This window comes from Alicyclobacillus dauci (assembly GCF_026651605.1).
In the GTDB taxonomy this organism is placed as follows: domain Bacteria; phylum Bacillota; class Bacilli; order Alicyclobacillales; family Alicyclobacillaceae; genus Alicyclobacillus; species Alicyclobacillus dauci.
This window is the reverse complement of the sequence record NZ_CP104064.1, coordinates 625280-646621: the sequence shown is the minus strand read 5'-3', so window position 1 is coordinate 646621 and position 21342 is coordinate 625280. Positions and strand designations below refer to the sequence as shown.

Annotated in this window: 21 protein-coding genes and 1 pseudogene; 9 read left to right on the top strand and 13 right to left on the bottom strand. The window is 47.4% G+C overall.

The window, feature by feature from the left end; translation table 11 throughout:
* Positions 1-6: 6 nt before the first annotated feature.
* From NZD86_RS03210 to NZD86_RS03200, 3 genes are all read right to left on the bottom strand, one after another.
* Positions 7-1254, bottom strand: a complete 1248-nt coding sequence (locus NZD86_RS03210) for a CynX/NimT family MFS transporter (protein ID WP_268045057.1) — start codon at positions 1252-1254, stop codon at positions 7-9.
* Between the two features lie 60 nt (positions 1255-1314).
* Entirely contained in the window at positions 1315-2700 is a 1386-nt protein-coding gene (locus NZD86_RS03205) for a purine-cytosine permease family protein (protein WP_268045056.1), read from the bottom strand.
* Between the two features lie 245 nt (positions 2701-2945).
* Positions 2946-3611: a GntR family transcriptional regulator gene (locus NZD86_RS03200; protein ID WP_268045055.1), complete on the bottom strand. Its 666-nt coding sequence runs from the start codon at positions 3609-3611 to the stop codon at positions 2946-2948.
* Between the two features lie 187 nt (positions 3612-3798).
* Here NZD86_RS03200 and NZD86_RS03195 point away from each other — a divergent pair, with 187 nt between their 5' ends.
* Positions 3799-4890 carry an NAD(P)-dependent alcohol dehydrogenase gene (locus NZD86_RS03195; protein ID WP_268045054.1) on the top strand — a complete coding sequence of 364 codons (1092 nt, stop codon included), beginning with the start codon at positions 3799-3801 and terminating at the stop codon, positions 4888-4890.
* 84 nt (positions 4891-4974) lie between these two features.
* Here NZD86_RS03195 and NZD86_RS03190 read toward each other — a convergent pair whose 3' ends face one another.
* On the bottom strand, positions 4975-5154 hold the full coding sequence (locus NZD86_RS03190) for a hypothetical protein (RefSeq protein ID WP_268045053.1): 180 nt from the start codon (positions 5152-5154) through the stop codon (positions 4975-4977).
* A gap of 238 nt (positions 5155-5392) precedes the next feature.
* Between NZD86_RS03190 and NZD86_RS03185 the strand changes: the two genes are divergently transcribed.
* Positions 5393-5731 (top strand): hypothetical protein, encoded by a 339-nt coding sequence (locus tag NZD86_RS03185; RefSeq protein ID WP_268045052.1) that lies wholly within the window; start codon positions 5393-5395, stop codon positions 5729-5731.
* A gap of 97 nt (positions 5732-5828) precedes the next feature.
* On the opposite strand, the gene NZD86_RS03180 is transcribed toward NZD86_RS03185, so the two are convergent.
* Positions 5829-6332, bottom strand: coding sequence for a DinB family protein (locus tag NZD86_RS03180; protein WP_268046773.1), 504 nt, complete (start codon positions 6330-6332; stop codon positions 5829-5831).
* 95 nt (positions 6333-6427) lie between these two features.
* Complete coding sequence (locus NZD86_RS03175; protein WP_268045051.1) at positions 6428-7696, bottom strand: MFS transporter; 1269 nt, start codon at positions 7694-7696, stop codon at positions 6428-6430.
* 312 nt (positions 7697-8008) lie between these two features.
* On the opposite strand from NZD86_RS03175, the gene NZD86_RS03170 reads away from it, so the two are divergent.
* The gene (locus tag NZD86_RS03170; RefSeq protein ID WP_268045050.1) at positions 8009-8593 is read left to right on the top strand and encodes a class I SAM-dependent methyltransferase; all 585 of its coding nucleotides are present in this window, start codon (positions 8009-8011) and stop codon (positions 8591-8593) included.
* A gap of 64 nt (positions 8594-8657) precedes the next feature.
* On the opposite strand, the gene NZD86_RS03165 is transcribed toward NZD86_RS03170, so the two are convergent.
* From NZD86_RS03165 to NZD86_RS03155, 3 genes and pseudogenes are all read right to left on the bottom strand, one after another.
* Entirely contained in the window at positions 8658-8984 is a 327-nt protein-coding gene (locus tag NZD86_RS03165) for an ArsR/SmtB family transcription factor (RefSeq protein ID WP_268045049.1), read from the bottom strand.
* A gap of 3 nt (positions 8985-8987) precedes the next feature.
* Positions 8988-9419, bottom strand: a complete 432-nt coding sequence (locus NZD86_RS03160) for an SRPBCC family protein (RefSeq protein ID WP_268045047.1) — start codon at positions 9417-9419, stop codon at positions 8988-8990.
* Between the two features lie 196 nt (positions 9420-9615).
* Positions 9616-10500: pseudogene (locus NZD86_RS03155) on the bottom strand (IS3 family transposase); the annotation flags it as partial.
* 78 nt (positions 10501-10578) lie between these two features.
* Between NZD86_RS03155 and NZD86_RS03150 the strand changes: the two are divergent.
* The gene (locus tag NZD86_RS03150; RefSeq protein WP_268045046.1) at positions 10579-11622 is read left to right on the top strand and encodes a transposase; all 1044 of its coding nucleotides are present in this window, start codon (positions 10579-10581) and stop codon (positions 11620-11622) included.
* A gap of 25 nt (positions 11623-11647) precedes the next feature.
* The gene (locus NZD86_RS03145; protein ID WP_268045045.1) at positions 11648-12154 is read left to right on the top strand and encodes a hypothetical protein; all 507 of its coding nucleotides are present in this window, start codon (positions 11648-11650) and stop codon (positions 12152-12154) included.
* Here NZD86_RS03145 and NZD86_RS03140 read toward each other — a convergent pair whose 3' ends face one another.
* Positions 12155-12436, bottom strand: a complete 282-nt coding sequence (locus NZD86_RS03140; protein ID WP_268045044.1) for a transposase — start codon at positions 12434-12436, stop codon at positions 12155-12157. It lies immediately after the preceding gene.
* A 106-nt stretch (positions 12437-12542) separates the two neighbouring features.
* On the opposite strand from NZD86_RS03140, the gene NZD86_RS03135 reads away from it, so the two are divergent.
* On the top strand, positions 12543-12911 hold the full coding sequence (locus NZD86_RS03135; RefSeq protein WP_268045043.1) for a VOC family protein: 369 nt from the start codon (positions 12543-12545) through the stop codon (positions 12909-12911).
* 83 nt (positions 12912-12994) lie between these two features.
* Here NZD86_RS03135 and NZD86_RS03130 read toward each other — a convergent pair whose 3' ends face one another.
* Positions 12995-14125, bottom strand: coding sequence for an MFS transporter (locus NZD86_RS03130; protein WP_268046772.1), 1131 nt, complete (start codon positions 14123-14125; stop codon positions 12995-12997).
* A gap of 405 nt (positions 14126-14530) precedes the next feature.
* Between NZD86_RS03130 and NZD86_RS03125 the strand changes: the two genes are divergently transcribed.
* A complete protein-coding gene (locus NZD86_RS03125; RefSeq protein WP_268045042.1) occupies positions 14531-16438 on the top strand; it encodes an APC family permease in 1908 nt (635 codons plus the stop codon).
* Positions 16439-16666: 228 nt separating this feature from the next.
* Here the strand turns inward: NZD86_RS03125 and NZD86_RS03120 are convergent, their stop codons facing one another.
* A complete protein-coding gene (locus NZD86_RS03120) occupies positions 16667-17452 on the bottom strand; it encodes a COG4705 family protein (RefSeq protein WP_268045039.1) in 786 nt (261 codons plus the stop codon).
* 294 nt (positions 17453-17746) lie between these two features.
* Positions 17747-18187: a hypothetical protein gene (locus NZD86_RS03115; RefSeq protein ID WP_268045037.1), complete on the bottom strand. Its 441-nt coding sequence runs from the start codon at positions 18185-18187 to the stop codon at positions 17747-17749.
* An 882-nt stretch (positions 18188-19069) separates the two neighbouring features.
* Here NZD86_RS03115 and NZD86_RS03110 point away from each other — a divergent pair.
* Together NZD86_RS03110 and NZD86_RS03105 are read left to right on the top strand one after the other, a co-directional pair.
* On the top strand, positions 19070-19762 hold the full coding sequence (locus tag NZD86_RS03110; RefSeq protein ID WP_268045035.1) for a response regulator transcription factor: 693 nt from the start codon (positions 19070-19072) through the stop codon (positions 19760-19762).
* On the top strand, positions 19740-21233 hold the full coding sequence (locus NZD86_RS03105) for a sensor histidine kinase (protein WP_268045034.1): 1494 nt from the start codon (positions 19740-19742) through the stop codon (positions 21231-21233). Before NZD86_RS03110 ends, NZD86_RS03105 begins: the two co-directional genes overlap by 23 nt.
* The last annotated feature ends 109 nt before the right edge of the window (positions 21234-21342 follow it).

The window sequence follows — 21342 nt, the reverse complement described above, 5'->3', positions numbered from 1 at the left end:
CTTCTCTTAATATCGAGAATCCTGATCTTTTCCGACAACCGGTGTGTGCTCGCCAGCAAGTACGTACTTATTGCATCCAGCCCCGAGTCCGGCAAGGAACATCAATACGATGACAACAAGCAATATCACGATGGGAACGGTCCAGGAATGAATGGAGTCGTAGAGTACCCCAATCAGTACAGGACCTATTGCCGCGAGAACATATCCAATAGACTGTGCCATTCCGGACAGTTCAGCAGCTTGCTTGGCACTCGCGGTTCGCAGCCCTAAAAAGGCGAGTGCCAGGCTGATAGTCGAACCTTGCCCCAGTCCAACCAGTACGGTGTATAGCGAAACCATCCCAATAGACCCGCCAAACAAAATTCCAAGCATCCCACCAAAGTAGAGAATCCCAAGTACGACAACGATGAGCCGTTGGTCGGTCAGACGCCCAGCAAGAGTGGGCGTCACAAAGGTTGCGGGAAGACCCGCAAGTTGTACAAGAAACAGCAGCCATCCTGCCGTGGAATCACTAAACCCACCGTGGGTGAGGATATCCGGCAGCCATGCGATTGTGCAATAAAACAAAAACGACTGTAATCCCATGAAGCAGGTAACCTGCCATGCAATGGTTGAACGCCACAGGGAACCATGCGACATGTGGCTCTGTCGGTGATCCTCAAGTTTACGACGATTTAATAACTGAGGTATCCAACACAAAGCGGCCACGACCGCGAGCGTGCCCCACACGAGGAGCGCTTTTTGCCATCCCAATCCAAGACCGCGAGCAAGCGGAATACTCACACCCGACGCAAACGCCGCTACCACACTCATTGATGTGGAGTAAAGACTGGTCATGAGCCCCACTTTGTTAGGAAATCTTTGCTTCACTATGCCCGGTAACAGAACATTACAGATGGCGATACCCAAACCCACGCAAGCGGTACCGATGAACATCGTCGAAATGAGACCTGCGGATCGTATGAGAATACCGAGTAGCAAAACAAGTAAGCCCAACAATATGGTTACTTCGTTGCTGACTCTTTGACCTATCTTGGGTGCCAGGGGGGACAACACCGCAAACGCCATCAGCGGCAATGTCGTGATAAGTCCCGCCAATCCGTTTGATATTCCCAAGTCGGCGCAAATCGAGCTTACCAATGGCCCAACGGCCGTTAGGGACGGCCTCAAATTAAAGGCAACAAGAATAATCCCGATGACAATGAGTACAGACTTCGATGCTGACACTTTACGATCTCGCTCATCATTTTTCATGATTTGGTCTTCCTTTTCGTTTTCAAACAACGCACGTCAGCTGTTCGGCTTAGCAAAAGATCACATCGGTAAGGCGCCTTCGGTGGACGGTGGGTCGAGGTCCGGTACGGTGACCAAGCTTTTCCGCTTCAGTAGGAAATAGAGCCCACCTGTTACCACGATACTGATGACATAACTGATGTCCGCGCCATGGAAATACTTCGCGATTGGACCGGTGTACAGTGCGGAAGACATAAATGGTATGGAAATAATGATCCCGACCAAATACGAAACCCAACCAGCGAAATGAAACGCAGGGAAACCGTTGTTGTAAAAATCCGTAATCGTGTAGCGGCGCTTACGAATAAAGAAGAAGTCCATGATGAAAATTGCGTCCATCGGCGGGATCGTGTAGAGCACAAGCATCAAATAGTTTTCGTATTTTACCTCAATCTGTGCTTGGGCCCAGACTGCGACCAACGTACCAACGACACCAATGGCAAGGGCTGAAACCCATCGATTGACTTTAATGCCCGAGACAAGAGCCGTTAACCCACCACTATATATATTCATGGCACCCGCTCCAATTGTCCCAAGCGCCATAGCACACAGTGCAGGTTTTGAAAATGGCCCTGTCAACTGGACGATTAATTGCATTGGGTCCCCGGTAGGATTGGTCGTCAGAACGGCTGCTCCGAGGCAAAAGATAAACGTACAGGAGATGGTCATCCCCCAAAACGTGGCTCCGAAGATGGATCGAAATTTCGTACTACGTGGTAGATATCGAGTATAGTCCGACGCATATGGAGTGTATCCCGGTCCGGCGTAGGAAAATGCAACAGCAGCAACCATGACGATTGCCCCCCACCAGTTAGAACCGGTTACTTTTGGGTCTCCTGCGTAGGACCAATTAACGTGTGGAATTGCTAAAATAGCGACTACTATGAAAATAATTCCGCCCAGAATTGCGATCCATTTTTCAGCAGCTTGTACAAGCGTGTTACCGTATACGCCTAGAAACACGGTAATGGCCGCCAGAATAATGATTCCTGCCGCCATGGACAGTCCGAAACCAGCGTGCAACGCCTGTGCACCCAAGACATCGAGAATCGTGAACCACCCAAGGAAGTTAACCCAGACAATGACGACCGGTAAAATGGCTCCGATCCGGCCGAAAGTCGGTCTTGTCATAAGCATTTGTGGGATGCCTAATTCCCAGCCCGTTCGGGACATTACGGCTATCAGAACGGCTCCAAGGGCAATCCCTATAATCATTGCAACAAACGAGCTCCACAACCCCAAACCCAACTGAATCGATAGACCGCCTGTTGTGAAAGCTGCCACAGTCAGATTAGTGGAAGACCAGATAGTGAACAGGCTCCTTGGACTGCCATGCCTGTCTTCTTCTTGGATGTGGTCAATCCCGTGCGTCTCAACGCCGCTCTGACCACCCATAGAGTTAGCCACTGAAGTTATCTCCCTTCTTACCTCATGTGTTCATGCTCTTTCTGTACTCATTCATCGCTTTTCTGAAGAGATATTTAGAAATTTCAGTTCAAATTGAACGCACATGTCCGCAGATTTTCCATGTCACCCCACCTTTCACCATAGACCAGGCTATCCGTTCGACTGCAAAATAGTGTATATGGAATGTGGTATGCCACTTATATACCAAAGTCTTCTTCAATTTGTAAATATATCATCGTTATTTATCATATTTGTCGAGAGATGATCGTCCCTAAAATATTTTTCAAGTGACGCTCCATCGCTGCCATGGCCAAATCTGCATTGCGAGCGCGCAAAGCGTCCAGAATTTCGGCGTGTTCCTGATAGATAAACGCCGGCCGTGCCTCAACACTCATGGCCCTCATCCCCAAGAACATAATTTGATCTCGCAAGGTTGTGAGAAGAGATACAATCTTTTTGTTGTGTAACATGTCTGCGAGGACAAAGTGAAATCGCTGATCGATCTCGACTGCTTTCTGATACTCCCCCTGCTCACTCAGTGTCCTTGATTTTTCCAATTCTTGACTCAGTCGATCAATTACTTCGTCGGGTATGGAATTCGTGATTTCACGAATGACGTATGTCTCAATCGCAATGCGAAGTTCAATGATGTCCTTCACTTCTTCGTCACTAAGGTCCCGCACAAACACACCTTTCCACGGAACTGTGTGTACCCATCCCTCGTGCTCCAAAAGTTTGAGCGCTTCTCGGACTGGTGTCCTGCTCACACCAAGTTGCTCGGCGATATCTCGTTCTAGCAAACTATCACCCGGCTTAAGCGTGTTTTGCAGGATGAGTTGTTTAATCTGCGCATAAACTTTATCTCTATAGGACGAGAACTTCTCGATTTTCGTGAGTTTATTACCCTCCATTTGACTCTACCCCTTTTTGGACATTTCACCCTTTATAGTAAATCTATTATATATATTGTCAGTTTCAACTGGAATGTGGTATACCAGTCTTATAGCACAGCAATGTAACAATTTGCAATTATTATTCTATTTTTAACATGTCGTAAATTTAACTTCAAAGCAAGAGATTTGAAAGGAGACGTTGACGATGGAAATCAGAGCAGCCATTGTTAATGAGAAAGACGGCGCCATCCGTTTCGAGGCGGTAAACCTACAAGAACCCCAAGCCAACGAGGTGCGTGTCCGAATTGTCGCGACCGGTGTCTGTCATACCGATCTCGGTGTTCGCGCCCAACACATTCAGACGCCCCTACCCATCGCCTTGGGACATGAAGGAGCGGGCGTTATCGAACAAGTGGGCCCAGGCGTCACGCAATTTGCTCCCGGTGACCATGTCGTCATCTCGTTTTCCTATTGTGGCAATTGCGCCAACTGCTTGCAGGGCCACCCCAGCGGGTGTGAACATTTCTTCGAGTTAAACTTTGGCGGCACCATGCTTGATGGTACCAACCGACTAGCCAAGGAAGATAAACATGTTGCGACACTCTTCGGTCAGTCTTCACTAGCCACACACGCTATTGTTCACGTCAATAATCTTGTTCGAGTTGATAAAGATCTTGACTTGCGGCTATTGGGCCCCCTCGCCTGCGGTATCCAAACAGGTGCGGGAACAGTCCTAAACAAGTTGAGACCAAACTTCGGTGAGCAAATTGCCATCTTCGGCTGTGGCGGTGTCGGATTGAGTGCAGTGATGGGTGCAGCGCTAACCGGTTGTTCGCACATTATTGCTGTTGACGTAAATGATGATCGTCTTGCTCTCGCGCAAGAATTGGGAGCGACGCACGTTATAAACGGGCGAAATGTGGACGTTGTCGCGGAAATTCAGCGCCTCACTGGGGGCGGAGTCCATTATGCCGTGGAGTCCAGTGGAATCTCAGCAATCGTTGTTCAAGCTGTTCATTCCCTTCGAATTCGTGGCACACTGGCGGTCGTCGGCGTATCTGGGAACACAACGCTACATATCCATGACGATCTCATCCCGTCCAATCGGACCATCGTCGGCGTCGTTGAAGGAAGCTCTATACCCAAGCTCTTCATCCCGAAGCTAATTGAGTACTACAACAAGGGCCGATTCCCATTCGACAAGTTAATCAAGACGTACCCTGTCGAAAGCTTAAACGAGGCACTGGATGACATGAAGAGCGGTCAAACCATCAAGCCTGTCATCACATTCGAATAACAGAGTTGCATGAAGGTAGACCTATGTCAGACTCATATTGAACGGGAGGACTCTCGTCGAGCCTCCCGTTTCTTCACATCAAGATCATTCGGTTTTTTTGCCTGCCTGTAACTTTCTCATTTTGTCCAGTAAATCTTGTCTTTTGTTCTGTGCGTTCTGATACTCCGGGCTGGTACCCATACCATCAGGCCTGTTGTTTTTCGCCCTGCCTGGCACGTTACCTATTAGGTTTGGCGGACGTTTTCGATTCTCAGCTTTTGGCATTCATGATCCCTCCAGATCTATAAGAAGAGTGTATACCAAATATCCCGTGCACGCTTTCAGGTGTTCATCCACATTCACTCAAATGCGACAATCTACATCCTCGCCATGCACAAAGATTTCATACACACCTTCCGTCGCCATACCACGTTGCAAAGTTTTCTGTATAGGGACACATTTCTCCGTAGTGATCGAGAAATACTGGTTATTAAATGGAAATTGACTCTGACGGAGGTACAGTATGTGGGTCGTTGAAAGACAACACAAACGAGACGAGGACGGGCAGAACGTAGCTGTGGAACTGAGAGACGACGATGGGTTCATGCGTGCGAATGTGCGTTGGGATGGATGTATGCAAATCTGGATGGAATCCGTCACAGAGGAAAATAACACCCTCCGGGACACCATACACACGTGTGACCTTCGGGGCTTGATCGACAGGTTGAGTGAATTGAAGGCCGCCAGTCAAGAACTGTTTGATGGTATGGGCTACTGGTCCAGCGATCCCGCCGAACCGGGCGACGACCTTTCCTATATTCCCGATGATACGAGCCGCGGCGGTGCTACGCCTCCTCCTTGACGGTATGATGGGGGAAGGCGAGCTCCTTCGTGGAGTGACGTGAATTTTGATTGACTCTCCCTCCCCACCATACATATGCAACAATGAGCTAATAGACTTAGATACTCGGCACCGCCATGCCGAAATTTGCCCATTCCTCACGTGAAGGACCGTACAAACCTGGAACACTAAGCCCAGCTTGACGCATGAGCACGGTCATCTGACCACGATGATGGATCTGATGCCGAATGAGTATCATCAGAAAAAAACTGTTGGGCTGTTCCTCGCCATACATGTCGCTGAGTTGTCCCAATGTACTATCCGTCCATTGAGCTTTGACGGCATCGACAAATGCCTTATTGACACGACGATATGTCTCTGCAATTTCTTTTGCACACGTCGGCACCGGTGCATCCTCACTGGGCGCTTCAAATTGCAGTCCAGTCCGAGACATCATTTCATGGATGGTACCGACAACATGCCAAGCAATCCTGCCAAGCGTTCGATCTAACGGCGACACCTCTTGCGACAATGACTCGTCCGTTAAAGCGTCCAACATGCGCTGAGTTCCTTCTGCCTCATAACCCCATGACTGCAAAAAGCCGTTCACTGTCTGAAACATCATCCATTTCGCTCCTCTCTCAACTACTTTTTCAGTATAATATAACTATTCCAGCCGCTTAAGCATAATCGGACACGGAAAATGCTCCATACTTGCTAGTCAAACCTCCGTACTAATGGAACAGCCATCGTTACAACCGTCACAAGGAGCATGAACGCGGACGCGACCCACACGGTGTGAATCCCTCCGATTTGAGACGAGAGCCAACCTGTCAATACATTGCCGACGGGCAGAAGGACCCAGGAGCCGAAATAATCCAGGCTAGCAGCACGGCCATATGCCTCAGGAGAAATTAATTCTTGCATGCTGCCTTCCCAAACTACGCCGAACAACATGCCCCCCGCACTCGCGATGGCCATGAGGACCATCAACATCACCGTGGTATGCACGAAGGCAAGGCCCAAAATGGCCAGTGCGTTGACTACTAATCCACCGTACGCAATATATGCTCGATGTCGCCATATACTGCGCCTGCCGTAAATAAAGGCCGCAAAAACGGCACCAAGCCCCGCAGCACTGCTGACGAGTCCATAAGCGGAATCAGAGAGTCCCAGATGAATCTTGACGACCCACGGCACCAGAATGGTCGTGAGACCTGTACTAGCAATGCTGAGAAACGCAAATGCCAGAATGGTGATCCACAACCACGGATGCTTGCGCAATTCGTGGTAACCGCCAAGCAATTCATTGAAGTAGTCCCGCATCCCATGCTGAGTGGAAGATTTCTTACTCGGTGCAGGAATGTGCAAAAACGTCAAACTGACGACAGATGCCAGAAGCATCAATGCATCCAGCCCCAATCCCGCTGCTGGAGACGCGAACCCGACGATCACGCCCCCCAGCGCCGGGCCGAGCAACCTGGCTATTTGAATGCTAATTTGTGTAAGTGATATCGCCGCATTGCGAATATCTGGAGTAAACACCTGTTGACGTGCGCCGGAGTAGGCCGGCGTAAAAACCGCTTCCATCGCACCGTAGACAAGCACGAACCCTCCTAGTAAACGGATGTCCGTCAATCCAGCGACGTATATTACAGCGAGTGATATGACGAGGAGACAGCGGATTACGTCAGTGGCCATCATAGCCCGCGTTCGGGATATTCTGTCCGCCAAAATTCCGGTGAACGGTAACAATAGCACTTGCGGGAGCATAAACAGACCCATAATCAAACCAAGTTGAAAGGTGGATTTCGATGTATGAAAGACAGCCAGAGGCAACGTAACCCATAGAACGGCGTCGCCAAATTGGGACAGGGTTTGCCCTAACCATAGAGCTGTAAAGTTACGTGACTTACGAATGGGAGCGAATATGCCTTGCTGCTCTACTACACCGGCATATGCGCTGGTAACTGTCGTAGGTTCCATCGTGTTCCCTCTGCCTCTCAAGATCGTATGAAAGAAATTCGAATCAACAGCCGCTTATTTCTAACAATTATAGGAAATCATTTTCCTGGTCCCCTATGTCCGCGTGAAATTGTTGAATAGAGGTCATGTTTCAGGGAAGGCTGTTTTTGTCTTTCAGAAAAATTTCGGAGAGTGATGAATCGTGTTGAAGATGCCAGACAGTCAGCCTGATGAAATAACCCAAGTGGATCGGCCCGAAATCGAAACACATACACCACACCCCGATGGTCCCAAACCTAGGGGAGCAAGCCCCAGTGGTTGGCATGATCGCTAATGGAATTGTCTCCTCAGTTGTACCACTTGCTCGTTCGGCCGCCGTTGTGGACTAAGCGATATATTCACAATGTTATCAATCGGCACTTCCAACTCCAGAATCAGATCGTAATGGATTTTGGGTCAGGAGTCGGATCGAATTGCCAATTAGCCGATCCCGATAAATATATCGGCCTTGAGATCTGTCCTAAAAGGGTGAAGTTCGCTTCACAAATATACCCGCAATATCGATTCGTCCACTTCAACGGTGGAGCGTTACCAACGCCAACTGAGTATGTTGATTGTATCCTAATTGTTGCCGTCTTACATCACATTTCCTCACGGGAAGTATCCGAGTACATCCGGGAATTCCGTCGGATACTCAAGCCTGATGGGAAGATTCTAGTTATGGAGCCGTGCTTGCGCGAACAGTCCCGGGCCAGCAATTGGTGTATGAAAAATCTCGACAAAGGCAAGTACATTCGGGACGAACAGGGATACTTAGACATGTTTCACAGTCATCGGTTCGAAACGAACGTACTTCGCCGTTTTCGCAAACTAGTGCTGTACAACGAATTGTTCTTCGCGGCTAGACCAAAGTACTAACTGCTGAAAGATGATCGTAAAAAAGCGAGAGGCACTCATCTGCTTCTCGCGTCCTGTGTAAAATTTACTCGTCATCAGATTCCACGTACTGCATGAGTGCATCCAACTTCTCGTCCCAATACTTCTCAAAATAAGAAATCCACTCGGTTACTTCAACCAACGGCTCCGGGCGCATCTTGTAGCGAGTCTCTCTCCCAATCTTGTGACGTTTAACAAGACCCGCATCAGACAGTACTTGCAAATGCTTGTTGACGGCAGTTCGCGTAATTGGGAAACATTCCGTAATGGATGCAATAGACATTTCCTTGTCAGCAAGCAGTCTCAACAGACTTCGGCGAGTAGGATCGGCAATTGCCTGAAACACGTCGTGCTTGGACTGGGTTGCCGGCATAGTCTACGCCTCGATATATGCAGGTAGCGTCTGTTTGACCTTTTTGTCCCATCCGGTGTCCATAATTCCACGAACAACCGAATGCGCTTGGCCGAACCTAGTGACCTTGTCTGCACCCCATCCAGAGTGAATCAGCGTAAATTCTGTTTTACCCTCTCCAAGTTCCCTAAGTTGAAAGACAATGTGCCAGTCCTCATCCCAATCAAAACCAACAACATTTGGGGGATCCAGTTGCGTTACTTTGCATGGCGAGTCTCCATACGGCCCGGCATGAAGGATAAATTCATTTCCTAACACAGGTTCGAAAGTATTCGGCATGAACCATCCCGCTATCCCCTCTGATGTTGCAACTGCTTTCCACACCTTCTGAATGGGTGCATTTAATACAGTCGTCTTCCTGATTTCTGGCAATTCATTTAATGTACTCTGTCCCACTTCAAATGCCTCCTCGACTGTCCGATATCAACACCAAAAGGTGTCATGTTGATATCATAACACCAATTGGTGTCAAGTTCAAAATACCAGATTGCAAAAACCGTCATATAGATATCGACGATGAAGATGTAAGGTGGACCCCTTTGTCAAGACACTGATTTTTTAGTTTAAGTTATGAAGTCTTATTACTGATTTTTCAGATAGCATTGGGAGGGTGTAATGCATTTCGACCCTCTTGGAAATAGATTTCAGCCGGTGTCAGATATCCGAGTGATTGGTGTGGGCGGTCGTAGTTGTACTCATTAATGAATTTGCCAATCTGTTGTCTGGCTTCCTTTGGGCTGTTGTACTCTTGTAGATAGACGTGGTCATACTTCAACGTCCTCCAGAAGCGCTCGGTGATGATGTTGTCGAGTGCCCTGTTTTTGCCGTCCATACTGATTTGGACCCCAGCTTCTTTGAGCAGGTTTGTGTATTGGTCGCTGGTGAAATGGCTACCTTGGTCGCTGTTCCAAATCACTGGTTTGGCTTGGCGTAAGGCTGAGCGGACTGCAGTCAGAACGAATGGCATTTCAAGGGTGTCATCCAATTGCCAGCTCACGACATAGCGTGAGTACCAGTCAATCACCGCTACCAGGTACATCCATCCGTGTTTGAGGCGGATATAGGTAATGTCGATTCCCCAGACGTGATTCGGATAACTTGGTGTCACATTGCGCAACAAGTACGGGTAAATCTTGTGCTTCAGGTTGCGTTTGCTCAGGTTTGGGCCTGGATAAATTGCTTCGATGCCCATCTCCCGCATGCAGCGCTGTACACGCTTCCGGTTTACTTCCCAACCTTCACGTCGCAACATGTGCACGATTTTACGGCTGCCATAAGTCGGGTGTGCAGTGTATATTTCATCGATCTGATGCTTCAGTCTTACCTCATCTTCCGACGGCTGCACGGGCTTATAATAGAGGCTGGATCGGCTTAGGCTCAGGAGATGAGCTTGGGTACGCAGGGGAACCTTTTCGTTCTCTCGCTCCACCATGGACGTACGCTCACTCCTTGTCCGGATCGATGCCACTCTTTTTTTCTACGGCGGAATAATTAACGCATAGGAAGGCTGTACCTCCATGTCGAAGGTGTATGCGCCGAGATGTGGAGGTTGGTCATGCTAACTAAGAACCGAATTGCACCAGAAAAAACTGTATATTTCCGTCCAGAAATTAAGTCGTGCCCTCATTGCCGGTCAGGTCTCCGTTTTTGCCACACTGTATGGAAAAAGAACATATCAACGCTTCAAGGTGTAATTCGTGCCTGGAGTATTGGATATCGTTGCTGTAATCCTCAATGCCCTCACGCGAGCACGGTTTACCGTTCTGCGGAAGCAGAAATGCTTAGCATGAAGCATTCATCATATGGATTTGATGTACTTGCGCTTGTCGGAGAACTACGGTTCAAACATCATAAGACTCGTCAGGAAATTGCGGATGAATTAAACGGACGGGGCGTCAAGACTTCCGACAGAAACGTTCAAATGTTGTACGAAAGGTACTTAACACTCCTACGTGCTAGTGTGACTGACCAAGTTCGGGAGGTACTACAGCCGGTCGTTAATGAACACGGTGGAATCATTCTATCAATGGATGGTGTCCAGCCCGAAAAGGGAAATGAAACTCTTTACGTTATCCGTGAGGTATTAAGCGGTACAATTTTGGCTGCTCAAAATATGAAAAGCAGTTCTGCCGCCGATCTTGAAACATTGATCTTGCCGATCATTGAATTAGGCTATCCCATCATTGGAATTGTAAGTGACGGACAGAGGTCGATTCGGATGGCAATGGAAAGGCTTTTACCAGATGTTCCTTATCAGTACTGTCAATTTCACTACTTAAAGGACATTGCGAAGCCTGTCGTTGATCTTGACCGAAAGCTCAAGAAATCCGTTAAGAAAAATCTTCGTGGTATACGGGACGTGGAGAAAAAAGCGGATAAAAATGCTTGCCTCGAATCCGAAGTTGCAAAAGAGTATATCGCAGCCATCCGTTCATTGTTGCTGGAGGATGGGGATCCACCACTTAACCTACCTGGGATGCTTATATACGAAAATGCGAAAGCCATTCAGGAATCTCTGCAAAGGTGCCTGGCTAAAAAGGGGGACTTCACTCCTAGAACCTCTGTTCAGAATAATCAGCAAAGTAAACCTGTTCACTGACCTTTATATGAACGTAAGACGATGGATGCAGCCCATCAAGTCGATTGCCGCGATTTTGGAGCCTAGCCATGACAAGACTAGTGACAGTGTGCGTCTTGAATTAGCGAAGCAGTTAAAAAATGTCCGAGAAAATTTCACAGCAGTTGGTGATGAGGAAATGGTAAAGACCGTGTTGAGCTACACGGACGGATTCTGGAATGGATTATTTACCTGTTATGATCATTCATATATGCCAAGAACAAACAACGACCTTGAGCGTTTTTTCCGCAACACAAAAAAGAAGCACCGTCGCACCACAGGACTGCGCAGTTGGAATGAATACATATTACGCTGTGGTGAATACATCGTTTTTGTCGATGATGCCTTACAACAAACGGACATTGTCCAGCGGCTGAGCAGTGTGTCATACGACATGTACAAGGCAGAAGTCAAACAGTGGAGACTGCGTCTATCTGAATCCACAAAGAGGCGACAATTCCGTAATGACCCTATGGCGTATCTGAAAAAAGTAGAATTCAAATGGATGTGTTAATTATTCCGCCGTAGTTTTTTTTAGCCACTCCAGTTGAGTGGTGAGTTGACCGACCTTGGCGTAGAGTCGTTCGATTTTCTGCTCCTGTGCCTTCTGTTCTTTGACCGCCTTCCGTTCATCTACGAACAAGCTGGACATGTTCTCTAGGGCGACTTTCTTCCACTGGCTCAATTGCACCGGGTGAACACCGTACTCCGAAGCAATCTGCGCCATGGTTTTTTCCTCTTTTAGAATCTCTTGGACGACTTTGGCTTTGAACTCGGGTGTGTACTGTTTTTTCATAGGCATAGTGTAACCCAACTGTCCTCCTATCTGGTGTCCGGATTCTTGGGTCCACTATAATGCTTAAAATAAATCAGGACCGATTACATCTCTGACGGAGGGTAACATGATAAAAATTAAGTTCTGTACGATCCCGGTAGCAGATCAAGATCGCGCACTGAAGTTTTATACCGAAAAACTGGGCTGCGAGGTCCTTACGGACCAACCGTTTGGAAATGGCACACGGTGGATCGAAGTGGCGTGGCCCGGCCGAGAAACGGCGTTTGTGCTGTTTACTCCACCAGGAATGGAAGAGCGGGTTGGCGGATTCACCATGGCTTCAATCAGTACCGATAATATCGAGAAAACATATGAGGAATTTTCCTCCAAAGGCGTCGAGTTCGTTGAGGCTCCGAAGGCACAACCTTGGGGTATCCAGGCCATTTTCAAAGACAGCGAAGGCAACTCCTTCGTCATGACCCAAGAGGACAAATAGTCATGTAGACTTTCAAACAAATGACAGGGGCCAGCCGGTAAGTTCCAGTTGGCCTCTATCAGTGTTTCGCATCGTTTACATTTTTAGATTGACTGCAGATGGTTGCGTGCAGAAAACAGAACGCACAATCCCAGAAGCACGCCAGCCGTTCCAACGTAATACGGAATATGCGGACTGAATACCGTTCCCAGTTTACCCGCAAGCCAAGGTGCGATGGCACTCCCGATGAACCGCACGAAACTGTAGGCTGCAGAAGCTGTCGACCGTTCGATAGGTGCTGCGTTCATTACAGCAGTGGTGACCAAAGTATTATTTACTCCAAGAAAAGCCCCGCATACAATAACGGCTACAATAACGACACTTTGATAATCCGCAAAAATACCAATGACGAGCAAAACGGCTGCGATAAGAACCAGCATAACGTACGTCGTTTTTAGCGTTCCAAACCGCTGTTGTAACTTTGGGGCAACGAATACAGAAAATATAGCCAAAAGCACACCCCACCCAAAAAACACCAGACCCAATCCATGGGCATCTAGATGGGGTAAGACATACGGGGTATACGCCAGGATTGTAAAAAATCCAAAGTTATAAAGAAGTGCCATGATTCCTATCGATAAGAGACCACGATGGCTTAGTGCTCGAAACGGATCAAGAACGGACGTACGCCGAGTGACTTTTGGTACACCACGCAACAGGATAGAGACTGCAATAAATCCGATAGCCATTAAAACGGCAACACCGTAAAAAGGGCCACGCCAACTGATACCACCAAGTAAACCGCCAAGAAGCGGCCCAACGGAAATACCGAGGCCAAGTGCAGCTTCGTATAAAATGACTGATGCGGCTGTACCGCCTCTGCCCACGGCGACGATAGCAGCCAGCGCAGTAGCGATAAATAATGCATTTCCCAATCCCCAGCCAGCGCGGAACCCAACAATTTCACCAATCGATCCAGAATGACCGGCTAAAAAAGAAAAGATAACGATTAATACGAGCCCAATGAGCAGGGTACCTTTGGATCCAATCCGACTCGATATGACTCCAGTGATGAGCATGGCCACAGCCATCACTGCATTGTAACTGGTAAACAGCAGCTCAACCTGGGCTGGGGTTGCATGTAATTCCTTCCCGATGGCGGGCAGAATGGGATCGACAAGGCCGAGTCCCATAAATGCGATGACACAAGCAAATGCAACGGCCCAAACAGCCATCGGCTGTTTCCACAAATTTGTCCCAGCCGTTTGGTGACTCGATTGATTGGAGACTGATGGTTGCACCAATGTTCACTTCTTTCTGACAAAAATTCAATCACACAGTTCGCTAAATAAACCGGATCAGTGGCGATAGACTCACCAACTGTCTTGCGAGCCAAAAGTGTATTCAAATATAGTTGTATGATACAAGGAACAGGATGTATTATACAGTTTATTGATTATTTAAGCAATCTTCTCGACAATTATGGCTTCCAGAAACCATGCCTCAATCACATCAAAATTTTCCCTATCATCAGTGCTACGCTGCATATTCACCGTTCGTGTGTGGTTTTCCATGTTTCTACGCAAGCTAACGCAAGCAGACAGACGCTCTGGGAGCACCTATGAGGAGAAGGTTAAAGTATGCACAGAGAATTTCCCTGGCTTCACCCTTTATTAACTTGTATCATCATTGCAGCAGTCGCTTTTTCTTTATTTCATTTTGGAAATATTAAACGGTTGGTTGTGGGTCGACCAATCCGATCCCGTGAACTAAACAAGCCGCACATGAAACTAGTATGGCTCATTGCACTCCCAGTCCTCGCCGCCGACCTGTACTCTTCAGTAGCATATGGCCCGGAAGCGGGGATCAGCGAGCTGGCACATTTAGGGACAAGTACCAAGTGGATGATTATCCCAATAACAGGGTCTACAGTCATTCTGCTGATCTTCCTAATCACGTCCTATATCATGGGCGTGATCGCGTATCCCAGCGGTGGCGGTGCTTATGCTATCGCGAAGGATAACTTTAAGAAACCCATCGTCTCTCTTGTCGCTGCAAGTGCGCTACTCGTCGATTATGTGCTTACGGTTGCCGTGTCCGTCTCATCTGGGATTCAAACCATGGCCTCTTCGTATCAATTCCTAGCAGGTCATGAGACGCTTATTTCGATTTTGTGTGTGTTTATGATATTGCTGATTAACTTACGTGGGGTGTCGGAGTCAGCGAAAGTGTTTGCCTATCCAACATTCATTTTTATGGGATGTATGATTCTTCTTATCGTGGCTGGATTGATTGACGAACTTCATTACGGGTTCGTCCAACGCGTGACCCCTCCATTTGGCACGGTGCCTCAAGGACTCACGGCCATGCTCTTACTGAGGGCTTTTAGTTCAGCATGTTCATCTCTTACCGGACTTGAGACCATTTCCAATGCGGTTCCCGTTTTCCGCGAAGGGAAAAATGGTGCCATTAAAGCGTATATAACACTAGGCATCATTACGGGCGTAACGTTACTTGGATTCGCCTACCATCTGTACGTGAAAGGGATATCCGTAAATCCACATAACACCATGCTGTCGCAATTGGCAGGTCTATATTTCGGTCACGGATTGGTTTATCAGGTGATCATCATCTTTACGTTTATCGTGCTCATTTTGGCCGCCAATTCCACCTTTACGGGCTTTCCGCAACTTGCAGCTCTGGTGGCCAGAGATAGATTCTTGCCGCGCGCGCTCGCCCTTCGCGGAGACAGGTTGGGATACTCAAACGGGATGGTTGTCCTCGCGGCACTCGCGGCACTCTTAATCGAAATCTTTCATGCCCAGACAAACGCACTAATCCCTCTTTACGCCATCGGTGTATTTGTTGCGTTTACTGTTGCTCAGTTTGGTCTCACAAAACGTTGGTTTCGAATCAAGGGGAGACTATGGCAATTAAAAGCTTCAGTCAACGCGTTTGGTGCATTGGTGACGGCATTGGTAGCCGTCATCTTTGCCGTAACAAAATTCACCGGTGGTGCTTGGATTGTACTCATTGTTTTACCCATCGTGATCTTTTGCGCGATGCAAGTAAGAAAACATTACGAAGAAGTGGCCGACGAGCTCCGTATAGATCTGCAAACTGTTCATCCCCAAACACATCGCATTCTATCCGTCGTCCTTGTTTCGGAAATCCATCGGATTGTTGTCGATACCATTTCATTCGCCCAAAGCAGCAGTCAGGAAGTCATTGCCCTGTTCATCGGATTTGATGATGAGTCAATTGAACGTATGGAAGAAAGATGGCAAGAATGGGGCTCGCCATGCAGACTGGTCACTGTAAAAAGTGAGTACCGTTCACTTCTTTATCCGCTATCAAAGTTCCTTCGCCGATTGGAGACCCGTGAAGGCGGCAAACCTGATCACATTCAGTTGTTAATTGCTCAGTTTGTACCGAAAAAATGGTGGCACCACATCCTTCACAACCAGTCATCATTCCTCATCAGGGCCTGGATGTTACGGCATAAGGATGTCGTGGTTACGACCGTTCCGTATCATTTGCACCGTTAGTTCACAGAATGAGTTACACGCTCTCAGTTGATCCTCCACACCATTCCTACACGTACCGAGGTCCAGTGAGCGACGTTCACCTGAGAGACAAAGGGTTAGTTGTCGAATTTACACTGTTGATGGCGACGAGATCGGATCAATTGGCGCTGCATTGTCTGGAATGAGAATTCCGGAAAAACTTGAGTCAAACGTGTACAGGTCCTCACCGAGTGGGCTCCTGCAGCGTTATCAATGTGTCAGTTCATCATTGACGTCCTTACCAGTGACCGTTAGGTAGCCGACAATGGCGACGATGATTATCGTCAAAATGAGGCTGACCAGTCCTTTGCCCAGTCCCAAACCACCGAGACTGTGCGGCACTGAGATCCAGTCAGAAAACGACGCACCAACCGGGCGTGTCATGATGTAGGCGAACCAAAAAGCGAAAATTCCGTTGAGGCGGAACAGCCAATAGCCTAAGGCGGGAACCACGAGCAAAATAGTGAATAATACGCCTGAAGAGAAGTACCCCAAGTGCATGGTTGTTGCGGTCATGTCTCCTGCAGCGGTACCAAGTGCAAACGTGGCAAGTACAGTCGCCCAGTAAAACATCTCGCGATTACGGGTAGTGATGCTGTGTATCGACAGAGTCTTGTCCGTGGCATACCAGGTAACGAATATCGCAGCCAGTGCTACCACAAAAAATATGGTTGAGACGAGATAGGGGATACCCAATCCAATGTGTGCAGCATCAGCCACCATTGTGCCAAATATACTTACCATGACGACAACAAGCCAATAAATCCAAGGCACATATCGGCGGACTGAAAACTGAAGTATCAACGAGGCGACAAAACCAATTCCCCCGAGTCCCACAGCAATGAATGAATTGATATGGTATGCGAGAAAATCGGAGAATACCTCACCCATTCCAGTGGTCAGCACCTTCGCGATCCAAAAGTAGACCGTGACTTCCGGAACCTTAGTAAAGATCCTGCCCGAGTAATCCATGCTGACTGATAAGGACTTATTCATATACTTTCTCTTTCCCCTCAATAATCGTTCTCCGAAGATATCCGTAATAACATCCGAGTATAGTTCGTTTTGATAATCCACCATCACTACGAACAATAACAAATTAGGCCAGTCTTATATATAGACGTCCTATTTGCTGATTTAGTTCAAGTTGAGGGTCAGATTTCATACTGAAATTGTTCTGGTAACACCAGTCTCTCGGTAAACAAAGCTCAAAACTTGCTAGTGATTTGTCGAAAAATGGGGTGAAGGGATTGAAACTGGAAGAGGGTCGGTGCATAGAGATAATCGGCACTATTGCGGGATATACGTTGTGTATCCTTTTTCCATACCTCTCGGTTCAGCAACCTCTCCAGACATATCTTCATCTTCTCCGTCCATTTCGGCTTTGGACAAGTCAACAATTAAAAGGCTAAGGTCCGTATCCCAGTAGGATGGCACGCGTACCGTACGGCCGAGATCGAAATCATCATCTTGTACTGACAGGAAACGGATAAAGTCCCTACTTTGGACCCGCACATGCTTATCCCGCTTACGGGATGCGAAGGGGAACACTTCGGGCTTATTTTCTTGTACGGGTTGAACGACAATCCACTGCTTATCCCGTGCGTATCCAAGCCAAATGAAATCCGGGTTGTTTAGTGCGATGACTGCAGCTTGATTAAACGTCAGGCCCGTTGCCGCAACGGTCACCATTGGCGTTCCTATAGAACGGTTATACCAAACAATATCCATGAGCGTGCCCCTCCCTGTCGATTCAATCAGGATAACCAAACCGATAGCTCAGATGTATAATGTGACACTTAGAATGAGCATTTGAGCAGAAACCATACGTATGGGCAGAGGAATAGCGCCTTACAGTCGAGGACCATTCTGTTCATTCGGCTCCATACTGTGTTGGCTGCAAGGATTTTCTCAATTAAGATAGTTGTAAATTACTACAACACTTGACGGGCTACCAATTTCCAAATGGAAGTGGGACGTATGATGATGTTGAAGAATAACCTTATAGCACTACTAGCCAATCTGATCGTCATGTGCGCTTTATGTGGCATTTGTGCATACACAAACTTTAGTGAGTTTATTTCGGGGAATATTGTATCTGGGTTTGTTTCACTGATGACAATTGGTGGCTTGTTCGTTTACACCTTTATTGGGTACTCAAAACTTCACAATCTTCATTCTAGTCTTCACGACCTACTCTCAGTCATTGGTGCTGCCATCTTTGGCTGCGCGCTATCTATCCCGGTTTTCCTTTGTTGGAATGGTCAATTTGGAATCCACGAAGGATCCGTCATGACAGATTTATGTATGGTCTATACCAAAACGATCTTCACCACATGGGCTTATCCCGAGCTCTTCACTTTATCGGATCATTTAAAAATTACACTTCTCGTAGTCTATGCATTGATACCGTCTATGTTCATGTGGCTGGGGCTACAGTGGAAACGGAGATCATGCTAGCGCCTGTCCGTTAAATTTAAGACAATCTTAAGTTTTATGCTGTCTTCATATTAAGAATCTCCGCTTAGACTGTACTCATCGGATGGAACCGGTACCCAGGACGTCAATTGATTTCTCAGGATCTGCATTTGCGAAAGATAGGTGGAATTTCTGATGGACAATCATTCCGTTTTGGTCGTTGACGACGATAAGGAGATCCGGGACGCCATTGAGATTTATTTAAGGAACGAAGGACTTACTGTCATGAAAGCAAAAGATGGTGTGGAGGCGATTGAAAAGTTACATGAATGTGAGGTTCATTTGATCATCCTGGATATCATGATGCCCCGTCTTGATGGTATTACAACGACATTTAGAATCCGTGAGGAAAAAAACATCCCTATCATCATTCTCAGTGCAAAAAGTGAGGACACAGATAAAATACTGGGCCTTCAGATTGGCGCTGACGACTATGTGACAAAACCGTTCAATCCCTTGGAACTAATTGCAAGGGTGAAGTCACAGTTGAGAAGGTATGTTGCTCTCGGTACATATGAAGGAAACGATAAGCTCATTCGTATTCATGGTTTAACATTGGATCCGTCGGCCAAGGAAGTCGCGGTGGATGGTGACGTGGTGAGATTAACCCCTATTGAATACAAAATCGTCGAGTTGCTCATGACCAACGCGGGGCGTGTCTTTTCCATCTCCGAAATATATGAACGTGTCTGGAAAGAACCGGGCTTCAATGCGGAAAACACAGTGGCTGTTCACATTCGAAAGATCCGGGAAAAAATCGAGATCGATCCAAAAAATCCGAGATATCTGAAGGTGGTGTGGGGTATTGGATACAAAATTGAAAAATAGGGTTGCTGTATCCGCATGGCTTTTCTTGTTTACATTTGGGCTAAGCGGAACGTTGCCCTTCCTGTTCCACAGCTACTACCCGGACCAAACGCTAATGTACGCGTATATTACGTGTGGTCTGAGTGCATTGTTTGTGAGCCTCTTTTGGTTAAAGAAAATATCCATCTACGAGTCGCTGGAATATGAGACCTACGCGCAATATTACAATCGATTACCCATTGACGTTAGTATCGTCATCGCCCTTTTTTTCGGCCTTTGTACGCTTATTCAGGTAAGGAATGTCGGTCCCACCTTCTCGTATGATGTCTTACAGTACCTTAGACGATTGTTCATTTGCACAGTACTTGTTGCGCTGACAATGATGCAAGGGCAGTTCATCATTCAAAGGTTTCGTGACAAGGACCAATGGAAAATGGCATGGGAGTATAGTGTAATCCACAGGACCAACACTGCCATTCGCGACGCCTTTCTGAGTCGCAGCACCGGTGCACAGGTCATGTTGCTTTTGGGAATCATCTACGCATCAGGCTTTGGAATCATGGTTGTGTGCATTCAGCCTAAGGCGATCCTTCTTTACGTACCACTCTTTGTCATGGTAACCATTCCGGCATTAGTCATCACTTTTGGGCGAGTCGGGTATTTTAATCGGATCGTTGAGACGACCAATCGGCTAGCTGCTGGATATGCCGAGCCCGATTTGCCGATCAAGGGGAATTCCGTACTGGCCAAGTTGGCAGAGAATGTGAACGCCTTGAAACACGGCGTTGAAACGTCCCTGGCCTCCCAGGCAAAGAGCGAACGATTGAAAACCGATCTCATCACGAACGTCAGTCATGATTTACGCACGCCGTTGACGTCGATTATCACGTATACGGAATTGTTGAAAACTCCTGAACTGTCGGCTGAGAATCGCGATGCATACATTGAGATTCTTGATCAGAAATCGAAACGGCTGAAAGTGCTCATTGACGACTTGTTTGAAGCCTCCATAATGGCTAGTGGAAGCATTCAACTTGTGAGAGAACAGGTTGATATTGCCCAATTGCTGCAACAAGCATTGGCTGAAAACAATGAGCTGATTGACCAATCAACGCTACAATTCCGCGTAACAACTCCAGATGTACCAATTTATTGCGTGGTTGACGGTCAGAAGTTGTGGCGCGTGTTTGACAACCTGATCAGGAACATCCTGAAATACTCATTAGAGCACACGAGAGTTCATATTTCGATCACAACGTCTGACGACAACGTCTTACTAACCTTTAAAAACATCACGAAATATGAGCTGAGCGAAAATATTGACGAGTTGTTTGAACGATTTAAACGCGGTGACACCTCCCGTCATACGGATGGATCCGGACTGGGGCTTGCCATCGCCAAGTCAATTGTCGACCTCCACGGAGGAAGGTTGGATCTCGGGGTGGATGGCGACTTATTTAAGGCGACTGTCACACTGAAATGTGTTCGCTAGTCAATTCATGTCGTGATCATGCGGCTTCCGGGTTGGCTGTCCCGGAAGTCGCTCGACTCACACTAATTCCGAAGCAAGGTTCAAAAATTCGTCTGGTCATCCATTTTCA